Here is a 22398-nt window from a genome sequence, read left to right as displayed (position 1 = left end):
TCCTTTTTTATCATCTTTGGAATACGCACACTCCGTGCGCAGGCCCGTGCCAGACAGCCATTACTACCGGATTATCCGCTCCGGCAAAGGGGGGAACAGCTCGCCATTCCCCTTCAGGTAAAACAATCTCTGCGACGTCATCCGTCGCGTTCAGCGTGACCAGCCATTTATCCGACAGCAGGATTTGCAGGCGTGGTACGCCGTGTTGCCACTCTTGCGCGCTTAACGGTTGCGCGTCTTGATTCAACCAGCGAACGTTGCCGTCACCCTCTTCCCACCAGCGGTCGGCGGTCAGCGCGGGGATCTGCTGGCGAAGATGGATCAGCGCAGCGGTAAAATGAATCAGCCCGCTGTTGGCTTCACCCCAGTCGAGCCAGGTTAACGTGTTGTCCTGGCAATACGCATTGTTGTTACCGTGCTGGCTATGGCCGTGTTCATCGCCTGCCAGCAGCATCGGCGTGCCCTGCGACAATAAAAGCGTTGTCAGCAAAGCGTGAACGCTGGCGCGTCGCCGCTCGATGACGTCAAGGCTTCCGCCTAACCCTTCTATACCATGATTAAAGCTATGGTTATTGTTAGTACCATCGCGATTCTCTTCGCCGTTTGCCTCATTGTGTTTCTGATTGAAACAAACGCAGTCCCTGAGCGTAAAACCGTCGTGTGCCGTCAACAGATTGACGGTGGCCGACGGGCGTTTGCCGTCGCGCTTAAAGAGATCGCTTGAAGCGGCAAAGCGTCCGGCGAACTCCCCCAGCGAAAGATTCCGTTCCAGCCAGAAGCGGCGCGCGGCATCGCGGTAGTGATCGTTCCACTCGGCAAACAGCGGCGGGAAATTCCCGACCTGATAACCGCCTTCCCCGATGTCCCACGGCTCGGCAATGAGCTTCACCTGCGAGAGCACCGGACAGTTTTTTATCGCCTCAAACAGCGGCGCCTGCTGGCTGAACGCTGGCGTGCGCCCCATCACTGGCGCCAGATCGAAACGAAAACCGTCGACGTGGAACGTCTCCACCCAGTATTTCAGGCATTCATAAGCAAAATGCGTGACCGCCGGATGGCTGAGGTTGAGCGTGTTACCGCAGCCGGTCCAGTTCTCATAATCGCCATCCTGCCTGATCCAATAATAGCTACGGTTATCAATTCCGCGCATGGAGAGCGTCGGACCGTCGAGATCGCTTTCGGCACTGTGGTTGAGCACGACGTCCAGAATGACCTCAATGCCCGCCGTATGGAGCGCCTTCACCGCATCGCGAAACTCGTCCCGCGCCTTTTCCGGATGGGCGGCATAGCGTGGCTCAAGCGCGAACATCGCCAGCGGGTTGTAGCCCCAGTAGTTGCTTAGCCCCAGCCGCTGCAGGCGCGGCTCGCTGGCAAAGTGGGCGACGGGCAACAGTTCCAGCGCGGTGATGCCGAGGTGTTTCAGGTAGGCAATCATGGTGGGATGCCCGAGCGCCTTATAGGTGCCGCGCATCTCTTTGGGGATCGACGGGTGCAGGTACGTCAGCCCTTTGACGTGGGCTTCATAAATGACGGTATTGCCCCACGGCGTCTGCGGCGGGGCATCGTCTTCCCAGTCATAAAGATCGTTTACCACCACGCTTTTTGGCGCGACGGGCGCGCTGTCGCGGTGGTCGGGCTCGCCGTAGCCCACGTGGAACAGCGGGTCGTCTTTAAATTCGCCGTCCACGCGGTGCGCGCACGGGTCAATCAACAGCTTCGCCGGGTTAAACCAGTGCCCCTGCGCCGGATCCCACGGACCATGTACGCGAAAGCCATAGTGCATGCCTGGCCGTCCTCCGGCCAGGTAGCCGTGCCAGGTATCCCCCGTGCGCGCGGGTAAATCGTAACGGTGCTCGTTACCTTCCCCATCAAACACGCACAGTTCTACCCGCTCAGCGTGAGCGGAAAAGAGGGTGAAATTGACACCCTTTCCGTCAAAACGTGCGCCGAGCGGTTCGGGTTTACCTGCCGTAAGCTGCGTCATTCGCCCTCCCGCATCAGCCAGATGGTGCCAAGCGGCGGCAGCGTCAGGCTCAGGGAGTTGGGTCGCCCGTGGCTTTCGATGGCGTCGCTCTGGACCAGCCCGCCGTTACCGGCGTTGCTGCCGTGATAGTGCATCGAGTCGGTATTCAGGATCTCGCGCCATTTGCCCGGTTGGTTAATGCCGAAGCGGTAATGTTCGCGCGGCACCGGCGTGAAGTTGCTGGCGACGACGATCTCGTTACCCGCTTTGTCACGACGCACAAAGACAAACACCGAGCGCTCGTGGTCGTCCACCACCAGCCACTCAAAGCCGTACGGATCGAAGTCGAGCTCGTGCAGCGCTTTGTGGTGGCGGTAGGTCAGGTTCAGGTCGCGCACCAGACGCTGCACCCCGTGGTGCCAGTTGTCGCCGCCTTCCAGCAGGTGCCAGTCGAGGCTGGCGTCGTGGTTCCACTCGCGTCCCTGGGCGAACTCATTGCCCATAAACAGCAGTTTCTTGCCCGGAAAGGCAAACATCCAGCCGTAGTAGGCGCGCAGGTTGGCAAACTTCTGCCACGCGTCGCCCGGCATGCGGTCGAGAATGGATTTTTTGCCGTGCACCACTTCATCGTGCGACAGCGGCAGCATGAAGTTTTCGGTGTAGTTGTAGAGCATCCCGAACGTCAGCTTATCGTGATGATACTTACGGTGAACCGGATCCAGCTTCATGTAGTCGAGCGTGTCGTGCATCCAGCCCAGGTTCCACTTATACCAGAACCCCAGGCCGCCTGATGACGGCGGACGGGAGACGCCCGCAAAGTCGGTCGACTCTTCCGCCATGGTCACGGCACCGTCCACTTGTTCGCCGATAATCCGGTTGGTATTGCGCAGGAATTCAATCGCTTCCAGATTTTCACGGCCGCCAAACTCGTTCGGGATCCACTCGCCCTCTTTGCGGCTGTAGTCGCGGTAGATCATCGACGCCACCGCATCGACGCGCAGGGCATCAATGCCAAACCGCTCGATCCAGTACAGGGCATTCCCGACCAGGTAGTTTGCGACCTCACGGCGACCGTAGTTATAGATCAGCGTGTTCCAGTCCTGGTGATAGCCTTCGCGCGGGTCGCTGTGCTCGTACAGCTTCGTGCCGTCAAACTCTGCCAGCGCAAAGTCATCCGACGGGAAATGGCCCGGCACCCAGTCGAGGATGACGTTCAGCCCGGCGGCATGCGCGGCATCAATGAAATAGCGGAAGTCATCGCGCGTGCCGAAGCGGCGCGTTGGCGCATACAGCCCGGTGGGCTGATAGCCCCAGCTGCCGTCGAACGGATGCTCGTTGACCGGCAGCAGTTCAAGGTGGGTAAAGCCCATCCATTTGGCGTAGGGCACCAGCTGGTCGGCAAGCTCCCGGTAGCTGAGCCAGAAGTTGTTATCGGTATGGCGACGCCAGGAGCCAAGGTGTACCTCATAGACGGAGATCGGCGCATCAAAGCGGTTGGCCTGTTTGCGCTCCTCCGTCTGGACGACCTTCTCCGGCAGGCCGCAAATCAGCGACGCGGTATCCGGGCGCATCTGCGCTTCGAAGGCATACGGGTCAGCTTTAATGCGCAGCTTGCCGTTGGCGTCGATCATCTCGAATTTATAAAGCTGCCCGGGGTGCGCTCCAGGGATAAACAGCTCCCAGATGCCGCTTTCCCGGCGCAGGCGCATCGGATGGCGGCGACCGTCCCAATAGTTGAACTGGCCGACAACGGAGACGCGCTGGGCGTTAGGCGCCCACACGGAGAATCGCGTGCCGGTAATGCCGTCCATGGTATCGGCATGGGCACCCAGCGTTTCATAAGGGCGAAGATGCGTTCCTTCGGAGAGCAGCCAGGCATCCATCTCTTTAAGCAGCGGGCCAAAGCTGTAAGGATCGTCAATCAGGTTTTGCTGACCGTGCCAGAGAACGGCGAGCTGATAGCGAAAAGGGTTTTTACGGCGGGGCATCACGCCCGAGAAAAAGCCACGGGAATCGAGGCATTCAAGATTATCGACCTTGCGGCCGGTTTTGGGTTCAATCACCCAGACTTCTGTGGCATCCGGTAACAGTGCCCGAACTTCAAGGCCATCCTCAGTTTGATGCATCCCAAGCACAGAAAAGGGGTCAGCAAAATGACCCGCAATAAGCGCATTAATCACGTCTCTATCCACACGATCGGACATGGTATTCATCCTGTTTTTTATGTCGTCCTTTTTAAGCGCTCCGGGACGACTTTTAATGTGACCTGAACGGGACAGCACAAAAATGTGCATCCATTCTGCTCCGTTCGAACCTCAGGTAAGAAATGACTCTTCCTTAAAGCATAGCCAACGCTCTAGATGACTCCTGATAAAAAATAAGACATACGCGTGTTACTCCATGTAGTACGCAAAAAAAGGGGGTGAAAATCACCCCCGGTAGTTAACAAATTATTACGCCAGCTGGCGCAGCATGCGGCGCAGCGGCTCGGCGGCGCCCCACAGGAGCTGGTCGCCGACGGTGAACGCGGAGAGATACTCCGGCCCCATGTTCAGCTTGCGCAGACGGCCAACCGGCGTGGTCAGCGTGCCGGTAACGGCAGCCGGGGTCAGCTCGCGCATGGTGATATCGCGATCGTTTGGCACCACTTTCGCCCACGGGTTGTGCGCGGCCAGCAGCTCTTCAACGGTCGGAATAGACACATCTTTTTTCAGTTTAATGGTGAAGGCCTGGCTGTGGCAGCGCAGCGCGCCGATACGCACGCACAGGCCGTCAACCGGAATGGTGTTCGCGGTCGCGAGGATTTTGTTGGTCTCAGCCTGGCCCTTCCACTCTTCGCGGGTCTGGCCGTTATCCAGCTGTTTGTCGATCCATGGGATCAGACCACCGGCCAGCGGTACGCCGAAGTTGTCCACCGGCAGCTCGCCGCTGCGGGTCAGCTGAGTGACCTTACGTTCGATATCAAGGATCGCGGACGCCGGGTTTGCCAGCTCGGTCGCGACGCTTTGGTGCAGCTGGCCCATCTGGGTCAGCAGCTCGCGCATGTGACGCGCGCCGCCGCCGGACGCCGCCTGGTAGGTCGCCACGGAGACCCACTCCACCAGATCCTGCGCGAACAGGCCGCCGAGGGACATCAGCATCAGGCTGACGGTGCAGTTACCGCCGACAAAGGTTTTCACGCCGTTGTTCAGGCCGTCGGTGATGACGCCCTGGTTCACCGGGTCGAGAATGATGATGGCATCGTCTTTCATACGCAGCGAAGAGGCCGCGTCAATCCAGTAGCCCTGCCAGCCGCTTTCACGCAGCTTTGGATAGATTTCGTTGGTATAATCGCCGCCCTGGCACGTCACAATAATGTCGAGTGCCTTCAGCGCTTCCAGATCGTAAGCATCCTGCAACGTGCCTGTGGTACCACCAAAGGACGGAGCAGCCTGGCCGAGCTGGGAAGTGGAGAAGAAGACCGGGCGGATAGCGTCGAAATCGCGCTCTTCAACCATGCGTTGCATGAGTACAGAGCCGACCATACCGCGCCAGCCGATAAAACCAACGTTTTTCATAGCATTTTTTTCCTGCTGAGGGTGTGTGCTGATTGTGCAAGCCAGTATTGAACTGGGATATGCTTCACATTACAAAATGCTGCCAAAGTCGCAAGCGAAATTAATCGATGATTGCCCGGCAATCAGAAAAAGCGCTAATCATCGGAATAACACTACTAAGTATCAGGGATAATTTAAAGATGAGTGAAATCATTTCCGCGGCGGTTTTATTGATCCTGATTATGGATCCACTGGGAAACCTGCCTATCTTCATGTCGGTGCTGAAGCACACCGAGCCGAAGCGCCGCCGGGCGATCATGATCCGCGAGCTGCTCATCGCCCTGCTGGTGATGTTTATCTTCCTGTTTGCCGGTGAAAAAATTCTCGCGTTCCTGAACCTGCGCGCCGAAACCGTGTCGATTTCCGGCGGGATTATTCTGTTCCTGATTGCCATTAAGATGATTTTCCCAAGCGCGGAAGGCAGCAGCAGCGGCCTGCCCGCGGGTGAAGAGCCGTTTATCGTGCCGCTGGCAATTCCACTCGTCGCCGGGCCGACCATTCTGGCCACGCTGATGCTGCTGTCGCATCAGTATCCGAACCAGATGAGCCATCTGGTGATTGCCCTGCTGATCGCCTGGGGCGGGACGTTTATCATCCTGCTGCAGTCGTCGCTGTTCCTGCGCCTGCTGGGTGAGAAAGGAGTGAACGCGCTGGAGCGCCTGATGGGGCTGATTCTGGTGATGATGGCAACGCAGATGTTCCTGGACGGGATCCGCGCGTGGATGAAAGGCTAGGTAAACGCAAAACGGCAATCAAAGATTGCCGTTTTTAGTGTTTGCACCCTCTCCCCGTGGGAGAGGGGCGGGGTGAGGGCATCAGGCCGCAGAGGACACATATTCGTCGGGTGGCGGCCTCGCCTTACCCGACCTACAGCAACGCCAGCCCATCTACCCCTTACGAATCAAATACCGGTACGGCAGCGCCTCGGTCTGCTGTGCCACCAGCTCATGCTCCATAAAGGTACAAAAACCGGGAATATCGCGGGTCGTGGCCGGGTCGTCGGCAATAATCAGCAGCGTTTCACCGGTCTGCATGTTGCGCACGGTTTTGCGTACCATCATTACCGGTTCCGGGCAGCGAAGGCCCTGGGCATCAAGAGTGTGGTCTGGGCTGGAAAACAGGTCGGTCATGGTCTTCTCGGTCTGGTAAAAACGGCTGTAGTTTACGCCCGGTTGCGATCAATGCAAACCAGGTTAACGATTGCGTAAAAACTAACCATTGCAATGTCCTGCCAAAGCAGTATCATGTTGCGGTTTTTATTGGGTTCCCTCACCCCAACGTATAAAAAGGTCACAATATGACGTCGTTTTCTGAATCACAGCGCGTAAAAGCGTTGTTCTGGCTTTCGCTTTTCCATTTGCTGGTGATCACCTCCAGCAACTATCTGGTGCAGCTCCCAATCTCCATCTTTGGTTTTCATACCACCTGGGGCGCGTTCAGCTTCCCGTTTATTTTCCTCGCGACGGATTTGACCGTGCGTATCTTTGGCGCACCGCTGGCTCGCCGTATTATTTTTTCGGTCATGCTCCCGGCGCTGTTCATCTCGTACGTGGTTTCGTCACTGTTTTATATGGGAAGCTGGCAGGGCTTTGAGGCGTTAACCCACTTCAACCTGTTTGTTGCCCGTATCGCCGCGGCAAGCTTTATGGCCTACGCGCTGGGGCAGATCCTCGACGTGCATGTGTTTAACCGCCTGCGTCAAAATCATCGCTGGTGGATGGCGCCAACCGCCTCCACGCTGTTCGGTAACGTGAGCGATACGCTGGCCTTCTTCTTCATCGCCTTCTGGCGCAGCCCGGATGCGTTCATGGCCGAACACTGGATGGAAATCGCGCTGGTGGACTACTGCTTCAAGGTCCTTATCAGCATTGTGTTCTTCCTGCCGATGTACGGCGTGCTGCTCAATATGCTGCTGAAAAGGCTGGCAGATAAATCTGAAATCACGGCATTGCAGGCTGGTTAAGGGTTCGCTTTATCAGTTGTGATAAGATGAGCGAATGAGCCGTTATGGCCGTTTATCGAAAGGAAGAAGTCAATGCGCAATCTGGTTAAATATGTCGGGATTGGCCTGCTGGTTGTGGGTCTTGCAGCCTGTGATAACAGCGACACGAAAACGCCTGCTCAGGGCGCATCCGCAGAGAGCAACGCGACCGGCCAGCCGGTGAATCTGATGGATGGCAAACTCAGCTTCTCTCTGCCAGCCGATATGACCGATCAGAGCGGCAAGCTGGGCACCCAGGCGAATAACATGCACGTTTACTCCGACGCAACCGGGCAGAAAGCGGTCATTGTGATTGTGGGCGACGACACCAGCGAAGACCTGGCCGTCCTGTCCAAACGTCTGGAAGATCAGCAGCGCGGCCGCGATCCTCAGCTGCAGGTCGTGACCAATAAATCCATCGAGCTGAAAGGCCACACGCTGCAACAGCTCGACAGCATCATCTCTGCAAAAGGCCAGACCGCCTACTCTTCTGTGGTGCTGGGCAAGGTTGATAACAAACTGCTGACCCTGCAGATCACCCTGCCAGCCGAAGATCAGCAGAAAGCGCAGACGGCTGCTGAAAACATCATTAACACCATCGTGATCCAGTAACGCTTCACGACGATGACGTGGCCTCCGGTGCCTGCACCGGGGGCCATTTTTTTAGCCGCCACGTCAGCAGCAGCGCAATCACCACCAGACCCGCCGCGGCAAGATAGATCACCGGAACCCCTGCCCAGGCCATCACCAGCCCCGCCAGCGGGCCGGTAATGCCTAAAGACATATCCATAAACACCGTATAGGTCGCCAGCGCCGCCCCCTGATTCTGCTGCGGCACGGCTTTTACCGCCACCACGCCCAGCGCCGGGAAGACCAGGGAAAAGCCTGCCCCCGCGAGGAACACACCCACTTTCGCGACCCAGGGCACCATCGCAATTCCGGTCAGCAGCAGCCCGACAATCTCTATCGCAAAGCAGATCATCGCCACATTCAGCCCGCCAAGGCGGTTGATGCCGTTAGGGAAAAGCAGGCGGGCGCCAACAAACGCACAGCTAAACAGGGTTAACGCAAAGGCTGCGCCGTCCCAGCCTTTGGCGTCGTAGAACAGGGTAATGAAGGTCGCAATCACGCCGAAGCCGGTGGTCGCCAGCGCCAGGGCCATACCGTACGGCCAGACGCGCCCCAGCACCGCCCGAAACGGCAGCGGCTTGCCCTTGCTGGCCTTCACTTTCGGACGCGGCAGCGCAAAGAGGATTGCCAGCAGCGCGACCGCCATAATGGTGATGGAAAGCCCATACAGCCCGCCAAGCGCATAGCAGGCCACGCCGAGCGGCGCTCCGAGCGCCATCGCACCGTAGGTGACAATCCCGTTCCAGGAGATCACCCGGCCAATGTGCGGCGCGCCTACCACACCCACGCCCCACAGCGTCGAGCCGGTTCCCGCCAGACTTTGCCCGATGCCAAGAATAACGCGGCCCAGGCAGAGCAGCGCCAGGCTGACCAGCGGCCAGTGGCCGGTTGCGGCAGCCAGCAGGTAGCTCAGGCCGCTCAGGAAACAGCCGCACAACCCGACCACCACGATGCTTTTTGGACCGAACGCGTCCGCGTAGCGCCCGGCATGCGGGCGGCTGAGGAGCGTGGCGAAATATTGCAGGCTAATCACCAGCCCCGCCCAGAAGGCGCTGAAGCCCATCACGTCATGGACATAGCCCGGCAGGACCGCCAGCGGCAGGCCAATGGTCAGATAGCTGGCAAAGTTGAAAATAACAACGGAAACGATGCGCAGATTGAGGCGCAGTCCGCTCAGTGCCGGTTCAGCGGCAGGTTCGGGCATGGGGTTCTACCTGGATTTTTTACAACAGTGTTTCACTATTACCACGGCGCAATAAGAAAATCAGCCCCGACTTTCAGATTAACGGTGCCAGACGAAGCGAAGCCCGGGCACTACACTTATCGGGTCATCATATTAAGGAACACGCATGATCGCTAACCCGTCCGACAAAGCAGGACTCCACATCTTATTAAAACTCGCCTGTCTGGTGGTTATCCTTGCGGGTATCCATGCTGCCGCTGACATTATTGTTCAGCTCCTGCTGGCGCTCTTTTTTGCCATCGTGCTTAATCCTCTGGTCACCTGGTTTTTACGCCGGGGCGTCAGCCGTCCGGTAGCCATCACCATCGTGGTTATTGTCATGCTGATTGGCCTGACGGCGCTCTTCGGCGTGCTGGCGGCATCGCTGAGCGAATTCTCCACCATGCTGCCGCAGTACAACAAAGAGCTGACGCGTAAAATTGTCGCGCTGCAGGAGATGGTGCCATTCCTCAATCTGCATATCTCACCCGAACGGATGCTGCGCAGGATGGACTCCGAGAAGGTCATGACCTACGCCACCACCTTGATGACGGGGCTTTCCGGCGCGATGGCCAGCATTCTGCTGCTGGTCATGACCGTTGTGTTTATGCTGTTCGAAGTTCGCCACGTCCCCTATAAGCTGCGCTTTGCGCTGAACAATCCGCAAATTCACATTGCCGGGTTACACCGGGCCCTGAAGGGCGTCTCCAAATATCTGGCGCTGAAAACGCTCCTGAGCGTCTGGACCGGGGTGATTGTCTGGCTGGGGCTGATGCTGATGGACGTGCAGTTCGCGCTGATGTGGGGCGTGCTGGCCTTTCTGCTGAACTACGTGCCCAATATTGGCGCGGTGCTTTCCGCCGTGCCGCCGATGATTCAGGCGTTTCTGTTTAACGGCTTCTACGAATGCATGCTGGTCGGCGCGCTGTTCCTCGTCGTGCATATGGTGCTGGGCAATATTCTTGAACCGCGCATGATGGGACACCGTCTGGGCATGTCGACGCTGGTGGTGTTTTTATCCTTACTGGTTTGGGGATGGCTGCTGGGCCCGGTCGGTATGCTGCTGTCGGTTCCTCTAACCAGCGTATGTAAAATCTGGATGGAGACCACCAAAGGCGGCAGCAAGCTGGCGATCCTGCTCGGGCCGGGAAGGCCGAAAAGCCGGTTACCCGGCTAACCGACCTACCTGTACAGGTAGGTTTAAACCGTCAGTAATACACCGTAAATTACCGCGTCCCTAATCCGTCGCGGTATTTTTATTTGCGTTAAGGCGATACTCATTCTGTTTTTAATTACGCCGCGCGCATTACGTTGAAACGCAACTCATGATTTAACGCAAATTATAAAAAATGAAATTCTTATTTATTTTCCATGTTATTATGCCCGTCTTCGCGTCAACGTAATGTAAACATTAATATTGATTAAAAAATACACCCAGCGATAACAAAAAGCCGGATGAATATTATTTGTAAAAAACACTACCTTTAATTGTTATTATTGATATGGAGTTGTTGATGAAAAAGATCGTTAAATGGTGTGCTGCTGCCGTATTCGTTGGCGCACTGGCAGGCTGTGCGCGCACCGCCCCAATTGCTCAGGTTCACTCTATTGTAAGCGCGGGCCATACTGCCGATCAGGTAAAAACGGCAATTTTGAAAGCAGGCCAAAAACGCGACTGGATCATGACGGAAACCGGCCCGGGAATGATTAAGGGGCGTCTGCAGTCACGCGATCACTCCGTCCAGGTAAGTATTCCGTACACGGCCACAAGCTATTCAATCAACTATGAAAACAGCCTTAACCTGAAAGCGGCAGACGGTAAAATTCACAAAAATTATAACCGCTGGGTAAATAACCTCGACCACGATATTCAGCTGAACCTCTCCGCTGGCGCCGCGCTGTAATATTTTTCTAAAGTCGGGCCGCGTATGGCCCGATAACCTCTTTTTATTAGCCTCAAAGGTTACGCAGGAATGTACGAAAAGGACACACTCAGCGCACTGGATGCCATTACCGAAGCGCAACGCATCGCCTTTGCCCCGATGTTATTCCAGACTGCGCTTTGTCTGCGTAACTCAGGCGTTCTCGCCTGGCTCGATAAACAAGGTAAAGCGGGGGCAAGCCTCGACGAAATAACCGAACACAGCACGCTCGGCAGCTATGGCGTCAGCGTACTGCTGGATATGGGATTAAGCGGTCGAATTGTTACCCAACAGAATGGACGTTATTTCCTGGCGAAAGTGGGCCATTTTTTACTGCACGACGAAATGACCCGCGTAAATATGGATTTCACCCAGGACGTTTGTTATCAGGGGCTATTTCACCTGGCGGACGCCCTGCAGGAGGAAAAACCTGCCGGATTAGCCGTGTTTGGCAACTGGCCAACCATCTACCCGGCGTTATCCCAATTACCTGCTCCGGCGAAAGAGAGCTGGTTCGCCTTCGATCATTACTATTCTGACGCCGCTTTTGACGCTGCGTTGCCATATATATTCGCAAGCTCGCCGACAAACTTGTACGATGTGGGCGGAAATACGGGTAAATGGTCGTTACGCTGCTGCCGCTATGACGAAAATGTTGCCGTGACGATCCTCGATCTGCCGCAGCAGATAGCGCTGGCGCAGGAAAACATCGCAAAAGCAGGTTTTTCTCATCGTATTGCATTCCATGCTGTCGATATGCTTAGCCCAGCAACATTGCCGGGTGACGCCGACGTCTGGTGGATGAGCCAGTTCCTGGATTGTTTCTCTCCGGATCAGATTGTCGCCATGCTGACGCGCGTCGCACAGGCCATGAAGCCAGGCGCACGTTTGTGCATCATGGAGCTTTTCTGGGATGCTCAGAAATTTGAAGCAGCCTCTTTCAGCCTGAATGCCACCTCGCTCTATTTCACCTGTATGGCGAATGGCAATAGCCGGTTTTACAGCGTAGAGAAGTTCTATCGCTACCTGGAGAGCGCAGGTTTCAGCGTTGAACAGCGGCTGGACAACCTTGGGGTCGGTCATACCCTGCTGATATGCACCAAACGTGAACAATAGAGCAGCTTAGCTGCCGGGTGGCCCAGTCTGCCCTTTGAATACGGTTTTTTTCGCGGACGCGCGTAGATGAAATTTTCACTGAACATTATCGACTGGCAGGCGAGAGCGCCAGGACTCAGCGATGCCACAGAGTGGCAGGCATGGTCGCGCCTGCAGCTGGCCGTTGACCCAGCGGCCCCGCTTCCCCGCCTGACCGCTTTACCCATGATGACCGCGCGCCGCCTCAATTCAGGCAGTAAGCTGGCGGTGGATATTGGTCTGGCCATGCTGCAAAACCACGCCATTGATGCCGTCGTCTATTCCAGCCGCCACGGCGAGCTGGAGCGCAACTACCGTATTCTGCATGCTCTGGCGACCGGGCAGTCCGTTTCACCCACCGACTTCGCGATGTCCGTGCACAATTCCGCGGTGGGCAATCTCACGATCACCGCACGCCAGGCCATCGTCTCGTCATCCATTTCTGCCGGGCTGGACACCTTCCAGCAGGCCCTATGTGAAGTGCTGAGCCTGCTGCATGCGGGCTATTCCCGCGTCCTGCTGGTCGATTTTGACGGCGCGCTGCCGGAATTTTACCATCCGGCGCTACCGCCGCAGATGCCCACCTGGCCCTACGCGCTGGCGCTGGTGATTGAATCCGGCAACGGATTGCAGTGTGAAACCCGCAGCGGCAGCACGGGTGAAGAACCCGCCCTGCCGCAAAGCCTGATGTTCCTGCAGCGCTATCTCAGCGAGGAACGTCAGTTTGCGGTGCCCGGCGAACGTTTGCTGTGGCAATGGACGCGAGCATGAACCGCCTGGCTGCCCGTATCAACTGGTTATGGCGTCTGGTGATGACCGGCTTCTGCTTCGCGCTGTTTGGCGTGGGCGGGCTGATGCTGTCGCTGGTCTGGTTCAACCTGCTGCTGATCGTCCAGCGCGACCGCGCCAGCCGTCGCCGCCTGGCGCGTCGCAGCATTGCGGCCAGCTTCCGCTTCTTCCTGACCGTTGCGCGCGGCCTCGGCGTACTGGACTATCGCATTCACAATCTTGACGCGCTGCGCAGCGATCGGGGTTGTCTGGTGGTGGCTAACCACCCCACGTTAATTGACTACGTGATTCTGGCGTCGGTGATGCCCGAAACCGACTGCCTGGTGAAAAGCGCGCTGCTGCGCAATCCCTTTGTCAGCGGCGTTATCCGCGCGGCGGATTATCTGATTAACAGCGAAGCCGAGCCCCTGCTCGCGGCCAGCCAGCAGCGTCTGGCTCAGGGCGACACGCTGTTAATCTTCCCGGAAGGCACGCGTACCCGGTTTGGCGAGGCTATCTCCCTCCAGCGCGGCGCGGCAAATATCGCCGTGCGCTGTAACAGCGATCTGCGGGTGGTGCTGATCCACTGTAGCGAACACCTGCTGGATAAAAAAAGTCACTGGTATGATGTACCGCCAGAAAAACCTGTTTTCACCGTGGATGTCCGCGACCGCGTGAACATCGACGAATTTTACGATGCAAATGAACAAGAACCGGCGCTGGCGGCAAGGCAGTTAAACCGGCATCTGCAGCATCGATTAACATCAGGCCTTCAATCTTTGTCAGGAATTAATGATGCAAGCGCTTTATCTTGAAATTAAGAATCTCATAATCACCACGCTGAATCTGGACGAGCTTACCGCAGAGGATATTGATACCGATGCCGCGCTGTTTGGCGATGGGCTGGGTCTGGACTCCATTGACGCGCTGGAACTGGGTCTGGCCGTGAAAAACCAGTATGGCGTGGTGCTTTCTGCCGAAAGCGAAGAGATGCGCCAGCACTTCTTTTCCGTCGCCACGCTGGCGTCCTTTATCAACGCTCAACGCGCCTGAGATGTGAACAATGACTGAACAAGAAACCATTTATCAGGAAGTCTGCGGCCTTCTGACCAAGCTCTTTGAAATCGACCCACAGGACATTACGCCCGAAGCCCGTCTTTACGAAGACCTGGAGCTGGACAGCATTGATGCGGTGGACATGATTGTTCATCTGCAGAAGAAAACGGGCAAGAAAATCAAGCCGGAAACCTTCAAGTCGGTTCGTACCGTTCAGGATGTGGTAGACGCCGTCGAACAGCTTCTGCGCGAAGAGTAAGACGTCGTGCGTGGTGGACGGACGTTCCCGGTCATCCCACTGCTGACGGGGCTGATGCTGCTGGCGTGGCCCTTCCTGATTGGATTTGGGCTAACGCACAACAGCCTGCAGTGGCTGTTGCCGGTGATGGCGCTGGTATTGCTGCTGCGGCTGCGCCAGGCGCGGCGGAACGCTGGCCCGATGCGGTATGTGGTGCAGTGCGTGGCGCTCGCGGGCATCGCGCTCTGCGCGGCAAGCTACCTGCTGAAAACCCACCAGTGGCTGCTGTTCTACCCGGTGGTCGTCAACCTTGTGATGCTGGCCGTGTTCGGCGGTTCACTGTGGAACGCGATGCCGCTGGTCGAACGGCTGGCGCGCCTGCGCGAGCCAAACCTGCCCCCGGAGGGCGTGCGCTATACCCGCAAGGTGACCCTCGTCTGGTGCGGCTTTTTCATCGGAAACGGCGCGATGGCGCTGTTCACCGTGCTCCACGGCGACATGCATCTGTGGACGCTGTGGAACGGTATGGTGGCCTACATCCTGATGGGAACGCTGATGGCGACCGAGTGGCTGGTGCGCCAGCGGGTGATAAAAAAAGAGATGCACAATGACTAACCCCCTTCCGCTGGGCCAGTGGTTAAACGCGCCCCGCCCTGACGACATGCCCGTTGCCTGGCTTGACGATCGCACCTGGACGCTTGGCCAGCTGCGCCACGACGTGACCTTGCTGGTCGACACTCTGCATCAGCAGGAAGGCGAGCGCTGGGCGCTGTGCTTTGAAAACAGCTACCTGTTTATCGTTGCGCTGCTGGCCTCGCTGCACGCCGGTAAAACGCCGGTCATCCCCGGCCATAGCCGCGTCTCGCAGCTTGAAGAACAGCAGGCGTTGTTTAGCGGCGTTCTGAGCGATCGCTCTCTCGATTTCCATGGCAAGCTGATTGTGGTGGCCTCCAGCCATCAGACCGCTCGCCGCTGGGCGCCCCTGCCGGCCATTGACGAAAGCCGCTTCGTTGAACTGTTCACCTCCGGCTCAACGGGTACCCCGCGCCGGGTGATAAAGCACATCGTCAGCCTGGATCGCGAAGCCCGTCTGCTGGCTGACCGCTTCGGCGAGCGGCTGACCGGCTGTAGCATTGTCGCCTCGGTCGTACCGCAACATCTGTACGGCCTGACATTCCGCATCGTCTTGCCGATGGCGCTGGGCCTGCCGCTGCATGCCGCGATGCTCTACTACGCCGAGCAGCTGGCCGCCCTTCCTCATGACCGGCATTACCTGTTCATCAGCAGCCCGGCGTTCCTGAAGCGCCTGGATACGGAGCTGCCCGCGCCGCCCGTCAGAATGCTGATTTCAGCAGGCGGAATGCTGCCGTGGTGTGACGTTTCCACCACCGCTGGCTGGCTTAACATCTGCCCGGATGAAATTTATGGCAGCACCGAAACCGGGATCCTCGCCTGGCGCCATCGCCAGCAGGATAACGTCCCGTGGCTTGCCTTCCCCGGCGTTATCTTCCATCAGGAAGATGACGCCTGTCGCGTCACGTCACCACTGATCCACGAGGCTGAAGGGCTTGAGCTGGACGATATCCTGCACTTCGACAGCGAGGGGCTATTCAGCATCGCCGGTCGTCGCGGGCGGGTGGTCAAAATTGAAGAAAAGCGCATCTCGCTTAACGAGATCGAACGTCGCCTGCTGGAGCTCGACGGCATTTGCGAAGCGGCGGCACTACCGGTCACGCGCGGAGGCCGTCAGGGGATTGGCGCACTGCTGGTGCTGGACGAAGCGGTTCGCCAGCGCGGCTATATGCAGGATAAAAAAGCGCAGGAGTTCGCCTGGCGTCGCGCCCTGCTGCCGTGGCTTGAGCCGGTCGCCGTTCCGCGCTACTGGCGCATTGTCGATGAAATGCCGGTAAACAGTATGAACAAGCGTGTCTATGCGCAGCTAGAGGAGTTATTTCATGAAAATTCATGAAATTGAGCGCCACCAGACACAGCCGGAGAAGCTGGAAATCATTTTGCATCTCGACGCGGCGCTGTTCTGGTTTCAGGGCCATTTTGCCGTACAGCCTCTGCTGCCCGGCGTTGCGCAGCTTGACTGGGTGATGCACTACGCCACGACGTTACTGGCGCCGGGCTACCGCTTTCACAGCATTCAAAACGTGAAGTTCCAGGCGCCTCTGCTGCCGGAAACCACGGTGACGCTGGTGCTTGAGTGGCATGCCGAACGTCAGATGCTGACCTTCAGCTACCAGCGTCACGCCGGGGCGGAGCGCCATACCGCCAGCAGCGGGAAAATTCGGCTATGTCAGTAACCTTCCGCCCCTGCGTGCTGATCCCGTGCTACAACCACGGCGCCATGATCGCCCGCGTGCTGTCGCGTCTGGCACCGTTCGGCCTGCCGTGCCTGGTGGTGGATGACGGCAGCGAAGCGAGCACCCGTCAGGAGCTCGAGCGCCTGGCGGCGGAGCAGCCGCAGGTAACGCTGGTCCGCCTGGCGCAAAACGCCGGAAAAGGTGCCGCGGTCATCAGGGGGCTGGAGGAGTGCGCGCGCGCGGGCTATACCCACGCCGTGCAGGTGGACGCGGACGGTCAACACGCCATCGAAGATATTCCCAAACTGCTGGCGCTGGCGGAGCGCCACCCGGACGCGCTGATCTCCGGCCAGCCCATTTATGATGATTCCATTCCGCGCTCGCGGCTCTACGGGCGCTGGGTGACCCACGTCTGGGTGTGGATTGAGACCTTATCTCTGCAGCTTAAAGACAGCATGTGCGGCTTTCGGGTCTACCCGGTCTCGCCCACGCTGCGCCTGGCAGCGCGTGAAACGCTCGGCAAACGGATGGACTTTGACACCGAAGTGATGGTCCGTCTCTACTGGCAGGGCAACGCCAGCGTCTTTCTGCCCACCCGCGTTACCTACCCGCAGGACGGGTTGTCCCACTTCGACGCGTTAAAAGATAACGTGCGGATCTCCCTGATGCATACCCGGCTGTTCTTCGGCATGCTGCCCCGCATGCCCGGCCTGCTTTTCCGTCGACGCCGCCAGCACTGGGCGCAGCAGGACGAGGTCAAGGGCCTGTGGGGCATGCGCCTGATGCTGCGCGTCTGGAAGCTGATGGGCCGCCGGGCCTTTACCGTGCTGCTGTGGCCGGTGATAGGCGTGTACTGGCTTATCGCACGTCCGGCGCGGCTGGCCTCGCGGCAGTGGATTGGGAGAGTGAAGCAAGAACTGCGTCAGCGGAACATGCCCGTTCCCCCGCGGCTCAACAGCTTTTTCCATTTCATGCGCTTCGGCAACGCGATGCTGGATAAAGTCGCCAGCTGGCGCGGTGAGCTGCAGTTTGATCGCGACGTGGTCTTTGCCCCCGGCGCGAGCGAAACGCTTAATATCGCGGCGCCGCAGGGCAAGCTGCTGCTGGCCTCGCATCTTGGCGACGTAGAGGCCTGCCGTGCGCTGGCCCAGCTGGACGGCAGCAAAACTATCACCGCCCTGGTCTTCAGCGAAAACGCCCGGCGCTTTAAGCAAATCATGAGCGAAATGGCGCCCCAGGCGGGCGTGAATTTGATGTCGGTTACCGACATCGGCCCGGACACCGCGATTGCCATCAAAGAGAAGCTTGAGCGGGGAGAATGGGTCGCGATTGTGGGCGATCGCATCGCGGTGAATCCGCAGCGTGGCGGCGAGTGGCGGGTGATCTGGAGCCCGTTCATGGGCCAGCCAGCGCCATTCCCACAGGGGCCGTTTATCCTGGCCTCCATCCTGCGCTGCCCGGTGGTGCTGATTTTTGCCCTGCGCCAGCAGGGTAAGCTCGTCCTGCACAGCGAACCGTTTGCCGACCCGCTGCGCCTGCCGCGCGGCGAACGCCAGCAGGCGCTGCAGGAGACCGTCGATCGCTACGCGCAGCGGCTGGAGCATTACGCCCTCCTGTCGCCGCTCGACTGGTTTAATTTTTTCGACTTCTGGCATCTGCCAGAGTCCAGAGAGAAGGAGTAAAGGGTGCTGACCGATCCCCGCTTTACGACTGAAGTTGAGATCACCGTTCCGTTCCACGACGTCGATATGATGGGCGTGGTCTGGCACGGTAACTATTTCCGCTACTTTGAGATCGCCCGCGAGGCGCTGCTCAATCAGTTTGACTATGGCTATCGCCAGATGAAGGCCTCCGGCTACGTCTGGCCCGTCGTTGATACCCGGGTGAAATACCGCGATGCGGTGACCTTTGAGCAACGTATTCGCGTCCGCGCGCACGTTGAAGAGTATGAAAACCGCCTGCGCATTGCCTATCAAATTTTCGATGCGCAGACCGGCAAACGCACCACCACCGGCTACACCATCCAGGTAGCGGTGGAAGAAGCCACCCGCGAAATGTGCTTTGTGAGCCCGGCAATACTGTTTGAACGAATGGGAGTGACGCCATGAAATGGTTGTCTTTACTGGCGCTGCTTGTCAGCCCGCTGGTCAGCGCCGTGACGCTGGATGAACTGCAGCAGCGCTTCACCGGGCAGCCCGTCGTGCGCGCGCACTTCGAGCAGGTTCGCACCATAAAAGATATGCCGCAGCCGCTGCGCTCGCAGGGCGAGATGCTGATCGCCCGCGACAGCGGCCTGCTGTGGGATCAAAAAGCGCCGTTTCCGATGACGCTCCTGCTGGACGACATGCGGATGGTTCAGGCCATTAACGGCCAGCCGCCGCAGACCGTCACCGCCGACAATAATCCGCAGATGTTCCAGTTCAACCATCTTCTGCGGGCCCTGTTCCAGGCCGACCGCAGGGTGCTTGAAGAGAACTTCCGCATCGATTTTAAAGACCTGGGCGCCGGCCGCTGGTCGCTGGTGCTTACGCCAAAAACGACGCCGCTGGACAAGATTTTCGCCACCCTCGATCTGGGCGGCGCGACCTATCTGGAGACGATTCGCCTCAACGATAAACAGGGCGACCGTACCGATATCGCCCTTTCACGCCACCAACTGACGCCCGCCAGCCTGACCGATGACGAACGCCAACGCTTTGCCGCACCGTAAATCCCTGCGCCCGGCGCTGCTGTGGGCCACGCTATGCCTGATTCTGCTGGGCGTGCTGCTGTCGCTTCTGCCCGGCGCGCGTCTGAACAGCAGCGTGCTGGCCATGCTGCCGAAGCAGACGCTGGGGGCGATCCCGCCGGCGCTCAACGACGGGTTTATGCAGCGTCTCGACCGCCAGCTGGTCTGGCAGGTCAGCCCCGGCAAAGAGCCCGATCCGCGCGTGGCGCAGCAGTGGCTGGCGTTGCTGCAAAGCAGCGATTCGCTCAGCGAGGTCAAAGGCCCGATGGACGCCGCCGGGCAAAAGGCCTGGGGAGAGTTCTTCTGGCAGCACCGAAATGGCCTGATCGATCCCGCCACCCGCGCCCGCCTGCAAAACGGCGGAGAAGCGCAGGCGCAGTGGATTTTATCTCAGCTCTATTCGGCCTTTTCCGGCGTCAGCGGCAAAGAGCTGCAAAACGATCCCCTGATGCTGATGCGCGGCTCGCAGCTCGCTCTGGCGCAAAACGGCCAGAAGCTGCGGCTGATGGACGGCTGGCTGGTCACACAGGATGAGGCGGGAAACTACTGGTATCTGCTGCACGGCGAGCTGGCGGGCTCGTCATTTGATATGCAGCAGACCCACCGGCTCGTGACGACGCTTAACGCGCTGCAGGAGACGCTAAAAGCGCGTTACCCACAGGCGCAGCTGCTTTCGCGCGGGACCGTGTTCTACAGCGATTACGCCAGCCAGCAGGCCAAACGTGACGTCTCGACGCTGGGCATCGCCACCCTGCTTGGCGTGTTCCTGCTCATCGTAGCGGTGTTCCGCTCTCTGCGCCCGCTGCTGCTGAGCGTGCTCTCCATTGCCATCGGCGCGCTGGCGGGTACGGTGGTGACGCTGCTGCTCTTTGGCGAACTGCACCTGATGACGCTGGTGATGAGCATGAGCATCATCGGTATTTCAGCCGACTACACGCTCTACTACCTGACCGAACGGATGGTGCACGGCGCGGAGCACTCCCCCTGGCAAAGCCTGGCCAAAGTACGCAATGCGCTGCTGCTGGCGCTGCTGACGACCGTCGCCGCCTACCTGATTATGATGCTGGCCCCCTTCCCCGGGATCCGCCAGATGGCTGTGTTCGCCGCCGTGGGGCTGAGCGCCTCCTGCCTGACGGTGATTTTCTGGCATCCGTGGCTGTGCCGGGGTTTACCGGTGCGCCCGGTTCCGCTGATGGTTATCATGCTGCGCTGGCTGGCCGCGTGGCGACGCAATAAAAAATTGTCCGTGGGTTTGCCCGTCGCGCTGGCGCTGCTCTCCGCCGTGGGGATGAGCACCCTGAGGGTGGACGACGACATCGCCCAGCTGCAGGCGCTGCCGAAAAATATTCTGGCGCAGGAGAAGGCCATTACCGCCCTGACCGGACAGAGCGTCGATCAGAAATGGTTTGTGGTTCATGGCGCCTCGCCTCAGCAAACGCTGGAGCGGCTGGAAGCCTTTACCCCGGCGCTGGCACAGGCGCAGAAAGCTGGAGAGATCGCCCGCTGGCGTACGCTGCCGCTGAACTCGCTGGCCCGCCAGAAAAGCGATCTGAAGCTGCTGCGCGAGGCTGCCCCTGCGGTAACTAACGTGCTGAAAAGCGCCGGGCTCAACGCCGTATCCCCGAATCTCGACGCCATGCCGGTCAGCGTGGACGCGTGGCTTAAAAGCCCGGCCAGCGAAGGCTGGCGTCTGCTCTGGCTGACCCTGCCCAACGGGGAAAGCGGCGTGCTGGTGCCGGTGGACGGCGCGAAAAACAGCGCTTACCTCGGTGAACTGGCCGCGCGCCATGACGGCGTCGTCTGGGTCGATCGCAAAGCCAGCTTTGACAGCCTGTTTGCCCTCTACCGCACGCTGCTGACAGGGCTACTCTTTGCCGCGCTGGCAGTCATTGCCTGCGGGGCGATGCTGCGCCTCGGCTGGCGTAAAGGGCTGATAAGCCTGGTGCCGTCCGTGCTGTCGCTGAGCTGCGGCCTGGCGGTGCTGGCCGCAACGGGCCACCCGGTGAATCTGTTCTCACTGCTGGCGCTGGTACTGGTGCTCGGCATTGGCATTAACTACACGCTGTTTTTCAGCAACCCGCGCGGTACGCCGCTGACCTCGATGCTGGCGATTACGCTGGCCATGATGACCACGCTGCTGACGCTGGGCATGCTCGTCTTCAGCGCCACCCAGGCCATCAGCAGCTTTGGCATCGTGCTGGTGAGCGGTATTTTTACCGCCTTCCTGCTGGCTCCGCTGGCGATGCCGGATAAGAAAGAGAGAAAACGTAAATGAACGCTTTTTATCGCGCCGTTGCGCTGGCCGCGGCGCTGCTGCTGGCAGGCTGCAGCCATTCGACCGATACCAAAGAGACGCGGCCTCAGGCCTGGCTCCAGCCGGGCACCAGAGTGACGCTGCCGCCGCCCGGCATCAGCCCGGCGGTAAGCACCCAGCAGCTGCTGACCGGCAGCTTTAACGGACAAACGCAGTCCCTGCTGGTGATGCTCAACGCGGATGCGCATAAGGTGACGCTGGCCGGGCTTTCTTCCGTGGGCATTCGTCTGTTCCTGGCAACGTACGATGAGACCGGTATTCATACCGAGCAGTCGATCGTCGTGCCGCAGCTGCCGCCCGCCAGCCAGGTGCTGGCCGACGTGATGCTCAGCCACTGGCCGATTAGCGCCTGGCAGCCGCAGTTGCCGAAGGGCTGGACGTTAACGGACAATGGCGATCGGCGCGAGCTGCGTAACGCCAGCGGCAAGCTGGTGACGGAGATTGTCTACCTGCAGCGCAAAGGCAAGCGCGAGCCGATCAGCATCGAGCAACACGTCTTTAAATACCACATCACCATTCAATATCTGGGTGACTGAG

Annotated in this window: 23 protein-coding genes; 18 read left to right on the top strand and 5 right to left on the bottom strand. The window is 58.8% G+C overall.

All coding sequences use genetic code 11. The annotated features are described in order from the left end of the window. Positions 1–10 precede the first annotated feature (10 nt). From glgX to asd, 3 genes are all read right to left on the bottom strand, one after another. Entirely contained in the window at positions 11–1984 is a 1974-nt protein-coding gene (gene glgX / locus USF70_RS16565) for a glycogen debranching protein GlgX (protein ID WP_047059850.1), read from the bottom strand. Then, positions 1981–4167, bottom strand: coding sequence for a 1,4-alpha-glucan branching enzyme (gene glgB, locus USF70_RS16560; RefSeq protein WP_320735824.1), 2187 nt, complete (start codon positions 4165–4167; stop codon positions 1981–1983). Before glgB ends, glgX begins: the two co-directional genes overlap by 4 nt. Before the next feature lie 249 nt (positions 4168–4416). After that, positions 4417–5520, bottom strand: coding sequence for an aspartate-semialdehyde dehydrogenase (gene asd, locus USF70_RS16555; RefSeq protein ID WP_033146834.1), 1104 nt, complete (start codon positions 5518–5520; stop codon positions 4417–4419). Positions 5521–5699: 179 nt separating this feature from the next. On the opposite strand from asd, the gene yhgN reads away from it, so the two are divergent. Next, on the top strand, positions 5700–6293 hold the full coding sequence (gene yhgN / locus USF70_RS16550; protein ID WP_003861574.1) for an NAAT family transporter YhgN: 594 nt from the start codon (positions 5700–5702) through the stop codon (positions 6291–6293). A 153-nt stretch (positions 6294–6446) separates the two neighbouring features. Here the strand turns inward: yhgN and tusA are convergent, their stop codons facing one another. Further along, complete coding sequence (gene tusA, locus USF70_RS16545; protein ID WP_008503071.1) at positions 6447–6689, bottom strand: sulfurtransferase TusA; 243 nt, start codon at positions 6687–6689, stop codon at positions 6447–6449. A 167-nt stretch (positions 6690–6856) separates the two neighbouring features. Between tusA and USF70_RS16540 the strand changes: the two genes are divergently transcribed. Further along, positions 6857–7522, top strand: a complete 666-nt coding sequence (locus tag USF70_RS16540) for a 7-cyano-7-deazaguanine/7-aminomethyl-7-deazaguanine transporter (RefSeq protein WP_023309514.1) — start codon at positions 6857–6859, stop codon at positions 7520–7522. Between the two features lie 72 nt (positions 7523–7594). Continuing rightward, positions 7595–8152: a DcrB family lipoprotein gene (locus USF70_RS16535; RefSeq protein ID WP_023309515.1), complete on the top strand. Its 558-nt coding sequence runs from the start codon at positions 7595–7597 to the stop codon at positions 8150–8152. 4 nt (positions 8153–8156) lie between these two features. Here USF70_RS16535 and USF70_RS16530 read toward each other — a convergent pair whose 3' ends face one another. After that, positions 8157–9374, bottom strand: a complete 1218-nt coding sequence (locus USF70_RS16530; RefSeq protein WP_039263064.1) for an MFS transporter — start codon at positions 9372–9374, stop codon at positions 8157–8159. Positions 9375–9519: 145 nt separating this feature from the next. Between USF70_RS16530 and USF70_RS16525 the strand changes: the two genes are divergently transcribed. The 15 genes from USF70_RS16525 (at position 9520) to USF70_RS16455 (ending at position 22397) form a co-directional block, all read left to right on the top strand. Further along, entirely contained in the window at positions 9520–10569 is a 1050-nt protein-coding gene (locus USF70_RS16525) for an AI-2E family transporter (protein ID WP_032662225.1), read from the top strand. 337 nt (positions 10570–10906) lie between these two features. Then, positions 10907–11296 (top strand): hypothetical protein, encoded by a 390-nt coding sequence (locus USF70_RS16520; RefSeq protein WP_023309518.1) that lies wholly within the window; start codon positions 10907–10909, stop codon positions 11294–11296. A gap of 69 nt (positions 11297–11365) precedes the next feature. Further along, on the top strand, positions 11366–12430 hold the full coding sequence (locus USF70_RS16515; protein WP_033146837.1) for a methyltransferase: 1065 nt from the start codon (positions 11366–11368) through the stop codon (positions 12428–12430). A 66-nt stretch (positions 12431–12496) separates the two neighbouring features. Continuing rightward, positions 12497–13219 (top strand): beta-ketoacyl synthase chain length factor, encoded by a 723-nt coding sequence (locus tag USF70_RS16510; RefSeq protein WP_069303387.1) that lies wholly within the window; start codon positions 12497–12499, stop codon positions 13217–13219. Continuing rightward, entirely contained in the window at positions 13216–14031 is an 816-nt protein-coding gene (locus tag USF70_RS16505) for a lysophospholipid acyltransferase family protein (RefSeq protein WP_320735823.1), read from the top strand. Before USF70_RS16510 ends, USF70_RS16505 begins: the two co-directional genes overlap by 4 nt. Next, a complete protein-coding gene (locus USF70_RS16500) occupies positions 14012–14269 on the top strand; it encodes a phosphopantetheine-binding protein (RefSeq protein WP_008503081.1) in 258 nt (85 codons plus the stop codon). The genes USF70_RS16505 and USF70_RS16500 overlap by 20 nt, the downstream gene beginning before the upstream one ends. Positions 14270–14279: 10 nt before the next feature. Then, entirely contained in the window at positions 14280–14531 is a 252-nt protein-coding gene (locus USF70_RS16495) for an acyl carrier protein (RefSeq protein ID WP_024908875.1), read from the top strand. A gap of 6 nt (positions 14532–14537) precedes the next feature. After that, the gene (locus USF70_RS16490; protein WP_320735822.1) at positions 14538–15125 is read left to right on the top strand and encodes a hypothetical protein; all 588 of its coding nucleotides are present in this window, start codon (positions 14538–14540) and stop codon (positions 15123–15125) included. Then, positions 15118–16479: an AMP-binding protein gene (locus tag USF70_RS16485; RefSeq protein WP_320735821.1), complete on the top strand. Its 1362-nt coding sequence runs from the start codon at positions 15118–15120 to the stop codon at positions 16477–16479. The genes USF70_RS16490 and USF70_RS16485 overlap by 8 nt, the downstream gene beginning before the upstream one ends. Continuing rightward, entirely contained in the window at positions 16466–16819 is a 354-nt protein-coding gene (locus tag USF70_RS16480; protein WP_033146841.1) for a hydroxymyristoyl-ACP dehydratase, read from the top strand. The genes USF70_RS16485 and USF70_RS16480 overlap by 14 nt, the downstream gene beginning before the upstream one ends. Beyond that, positions 16810–18501, top strand: a complete 1692-nt coding sequence (locus USF70_RS16475) for a glycosyltransferase family 2 protein (protein WP_320735820.1) — start codon at positions 16810–16812, stop codon at positions 18499–18501. Before USF70_RS16480 ends, USF70_RS16475 begins: the two co-directional genes overlap by 10 nt. A gap of 3 nt (positions 18502–18504) precedes the next feature. After that, a complete protein-coding gene (locus tag USF70_RS16470; protein ID WP_023309526.1) occupies positions 18505–18927 on the top strand; it encodes an acyl-CoA thioesterase in 423 nt (140 codons plus the stop codon). Beyond that, on the top strand, positions 18924–19529 hold the full coding sequence (locus tag USF70_RS16465; RefSeq protein ID WP_320735819.1) for an outer membrane lipoprotein carrier protein LolA: 606 nt from the start codon (positions 18924–18926) through the stop codon (positions 19527–19529). Before USF70_RS16470 ends, USF70_RS16465 begins: the two co-directional genes overlap by 4 nt. Then, a complete protein-coding gene (locus USF70_RS16460) occupies positions 19498–21822 on the top strand; it encodes an MMPL family transporter (RefSeq protein ID WP_320735818.1) in 2325 nt (774 codons plus the stop codon). Before USF70_RS16465 ends, USF70_RS16460 begins: the two co-directional genes overlap by 32 nt. Beyond that, positions 21819–22397, top strand: a complete 579-nt coding sequence (locus USF70_RS16455; RefSeq protein ID WP_232938851.1) for a DUF3261 domain-containing protein — start codon at positions 21819–21821, stop codon at positions 22395–22397. Before USF70_RS16460 ends, USF70_RS16455 begins: the two co-directional genes overlap by 4 nt. Position 22398: the final 1 nt, after the last annotated feature.

The organism is Enterobacter sp. 237C8 (assembly GCF_034106865.1).
Lineage (GTDB): Bacteria > Pseudomonadota > Gammaproteobacteria > Enterobacterales > Enterobacteriaceae > Enterobacter > Enterobacter asburiae_B.
This window is presented reverse-complemented; position numbering and strand designations above follow the sequence as displayed.

Coding starts and splice junctions, on each gene's coding strand:
- glgX (WP_047059850.1), bottom strand. CDS start 1,984: ATGACGCAGCTTACGGCAGGTAAACCCGAACCGCTCGGCGCACGTTTT.
- glgB (WP_320735824.1), bottom strand. CDS start 4,167: ATGTCCGATCGTGTGGATAGAGACGTGATTAATGCGCTTATTGCGGGT.
- asd (WP_033146834.1), bottom strand. CDS start 5,520: ATGAAAAACGTTGGTTTTATCGGCTGGCGCGGTATGGTCGGCTCTGTA.
- yhgN (WP_003861574.1), top strand. CDS start 5,700: ATGAGTGAAATCATTTCCGCGGCGGTTTTATTGATCCTGATTATGGAT.
- tusA (WP_008503071.1), bottom strand. CDS start 6,689: ATGACCGACCTGTTTTCCAGCCCAGACCACACTCTTGATGCCCAGGGC.
- USF70_RS16540 (WP_023309514.1), top strand. CDS start 6,857: ATGACGTCGTTTTCTGAATCACAGCGCGTAAAAGCGTTGTTCTGGCTT.
- USF70_RS16535 (WP_023309515.1), top strand. CDS start 7,595: ATGCGCAATCTGGTTAAATATGTCGGGATTGGCCTGCTGGTTGTGGGT.
- USF70_RS16530 (WP_039263064.1), bottom strand. CDS start 9,374: ATGCCCGAACCTGCCGCTGAACCGGCACTGAGCGGACTGCGCCTCAAT.
- USF70_RS16525 (WP_032662225.1), top strand. CDS start 9,520: ATGATCGCTAACCCGTCCGACAAAGCAGGACTCCACATCTTATTAAAA.
- USF70_RS16520 (WP_023309518.1), top strand. CDS start 10,907: ATGAAAAAGATCGTTAAATGGTGTGCTGCTGCCGTATTCGTTGGCGCA.
- USF70_RS16515 (WP_033146837.1), top strand. CDS start 11,366: ATGTACGAAAAGGACACACTCAGCGCACTGGATGCCATTACCGAAGCG.
- USF70_RS16510 (WP_069303387.1), top strand. CDS start 12,497: ATGAAATTTTCACTGAACATTATCGACTGGCAGGCGAGAGCGCCAGGA.
- USF70_RS16505 (WP_320735823.1), top strand. CDS start 13,216: ATGAACCGCCTGGCTGCCCGTATCAACTGGTTATGGCGTCTGGTGATG.
- USF70_RS16500 (WP_008503081.1), top strand. CDS start 14,012: ATGCAAGCGCTTTATCTTGAAATTAAGAATCTCATAATCACCACGCTG.
- USF70_RS16495 (WP_024908875.1), top strand. CDS start 14,280: ATGACTGAACAAGAAACCATTTATCAGGAAGTCTGCGGCCTTCTGACC.
- USF70_RS16485 (WP_320735821.1), top strand. CDS start 15,118: ATGACTAACCCCCTTCCGCTGGGCCAGTGGTTAAACGCGCCCCGCCCT.
- USF70_RS16480 (WP_033146841.1), top strand. CDS start 16,466: ATGAAAATTCATGAAATTGAGCGCCACCAGACACAGCCGGAGAAGCTG.
- USF70_RS16475 (WP_320735820.1), top strand. CDS start 16,810: ATGTCAGTAACCTTCCGCCCCTGCGTGCTGATCCCGTGCTACAACCAC.
- USF70_RS16465 (WP_320735819.1), top strand. CDS start 18,924: ATGAAATGGTTGTCTTTACTGGCGCTGCTTGTCAGCCCGCTGGTCAGC.
- USF70_RS16460 (WP_320735818.1), top strand. CDS start 19,498: ATGACGAACGCCAACGCTTTGCCGCACCGTAAATCCCTGCGCCCGGCG.
- USF70_RS16455 (WP_232938851.1), top strand. CDS start 21,819: ATGAACGCTTTTTATCGCGCCGTTGCGCTGGCCGCGGCGCTGCTGCTG.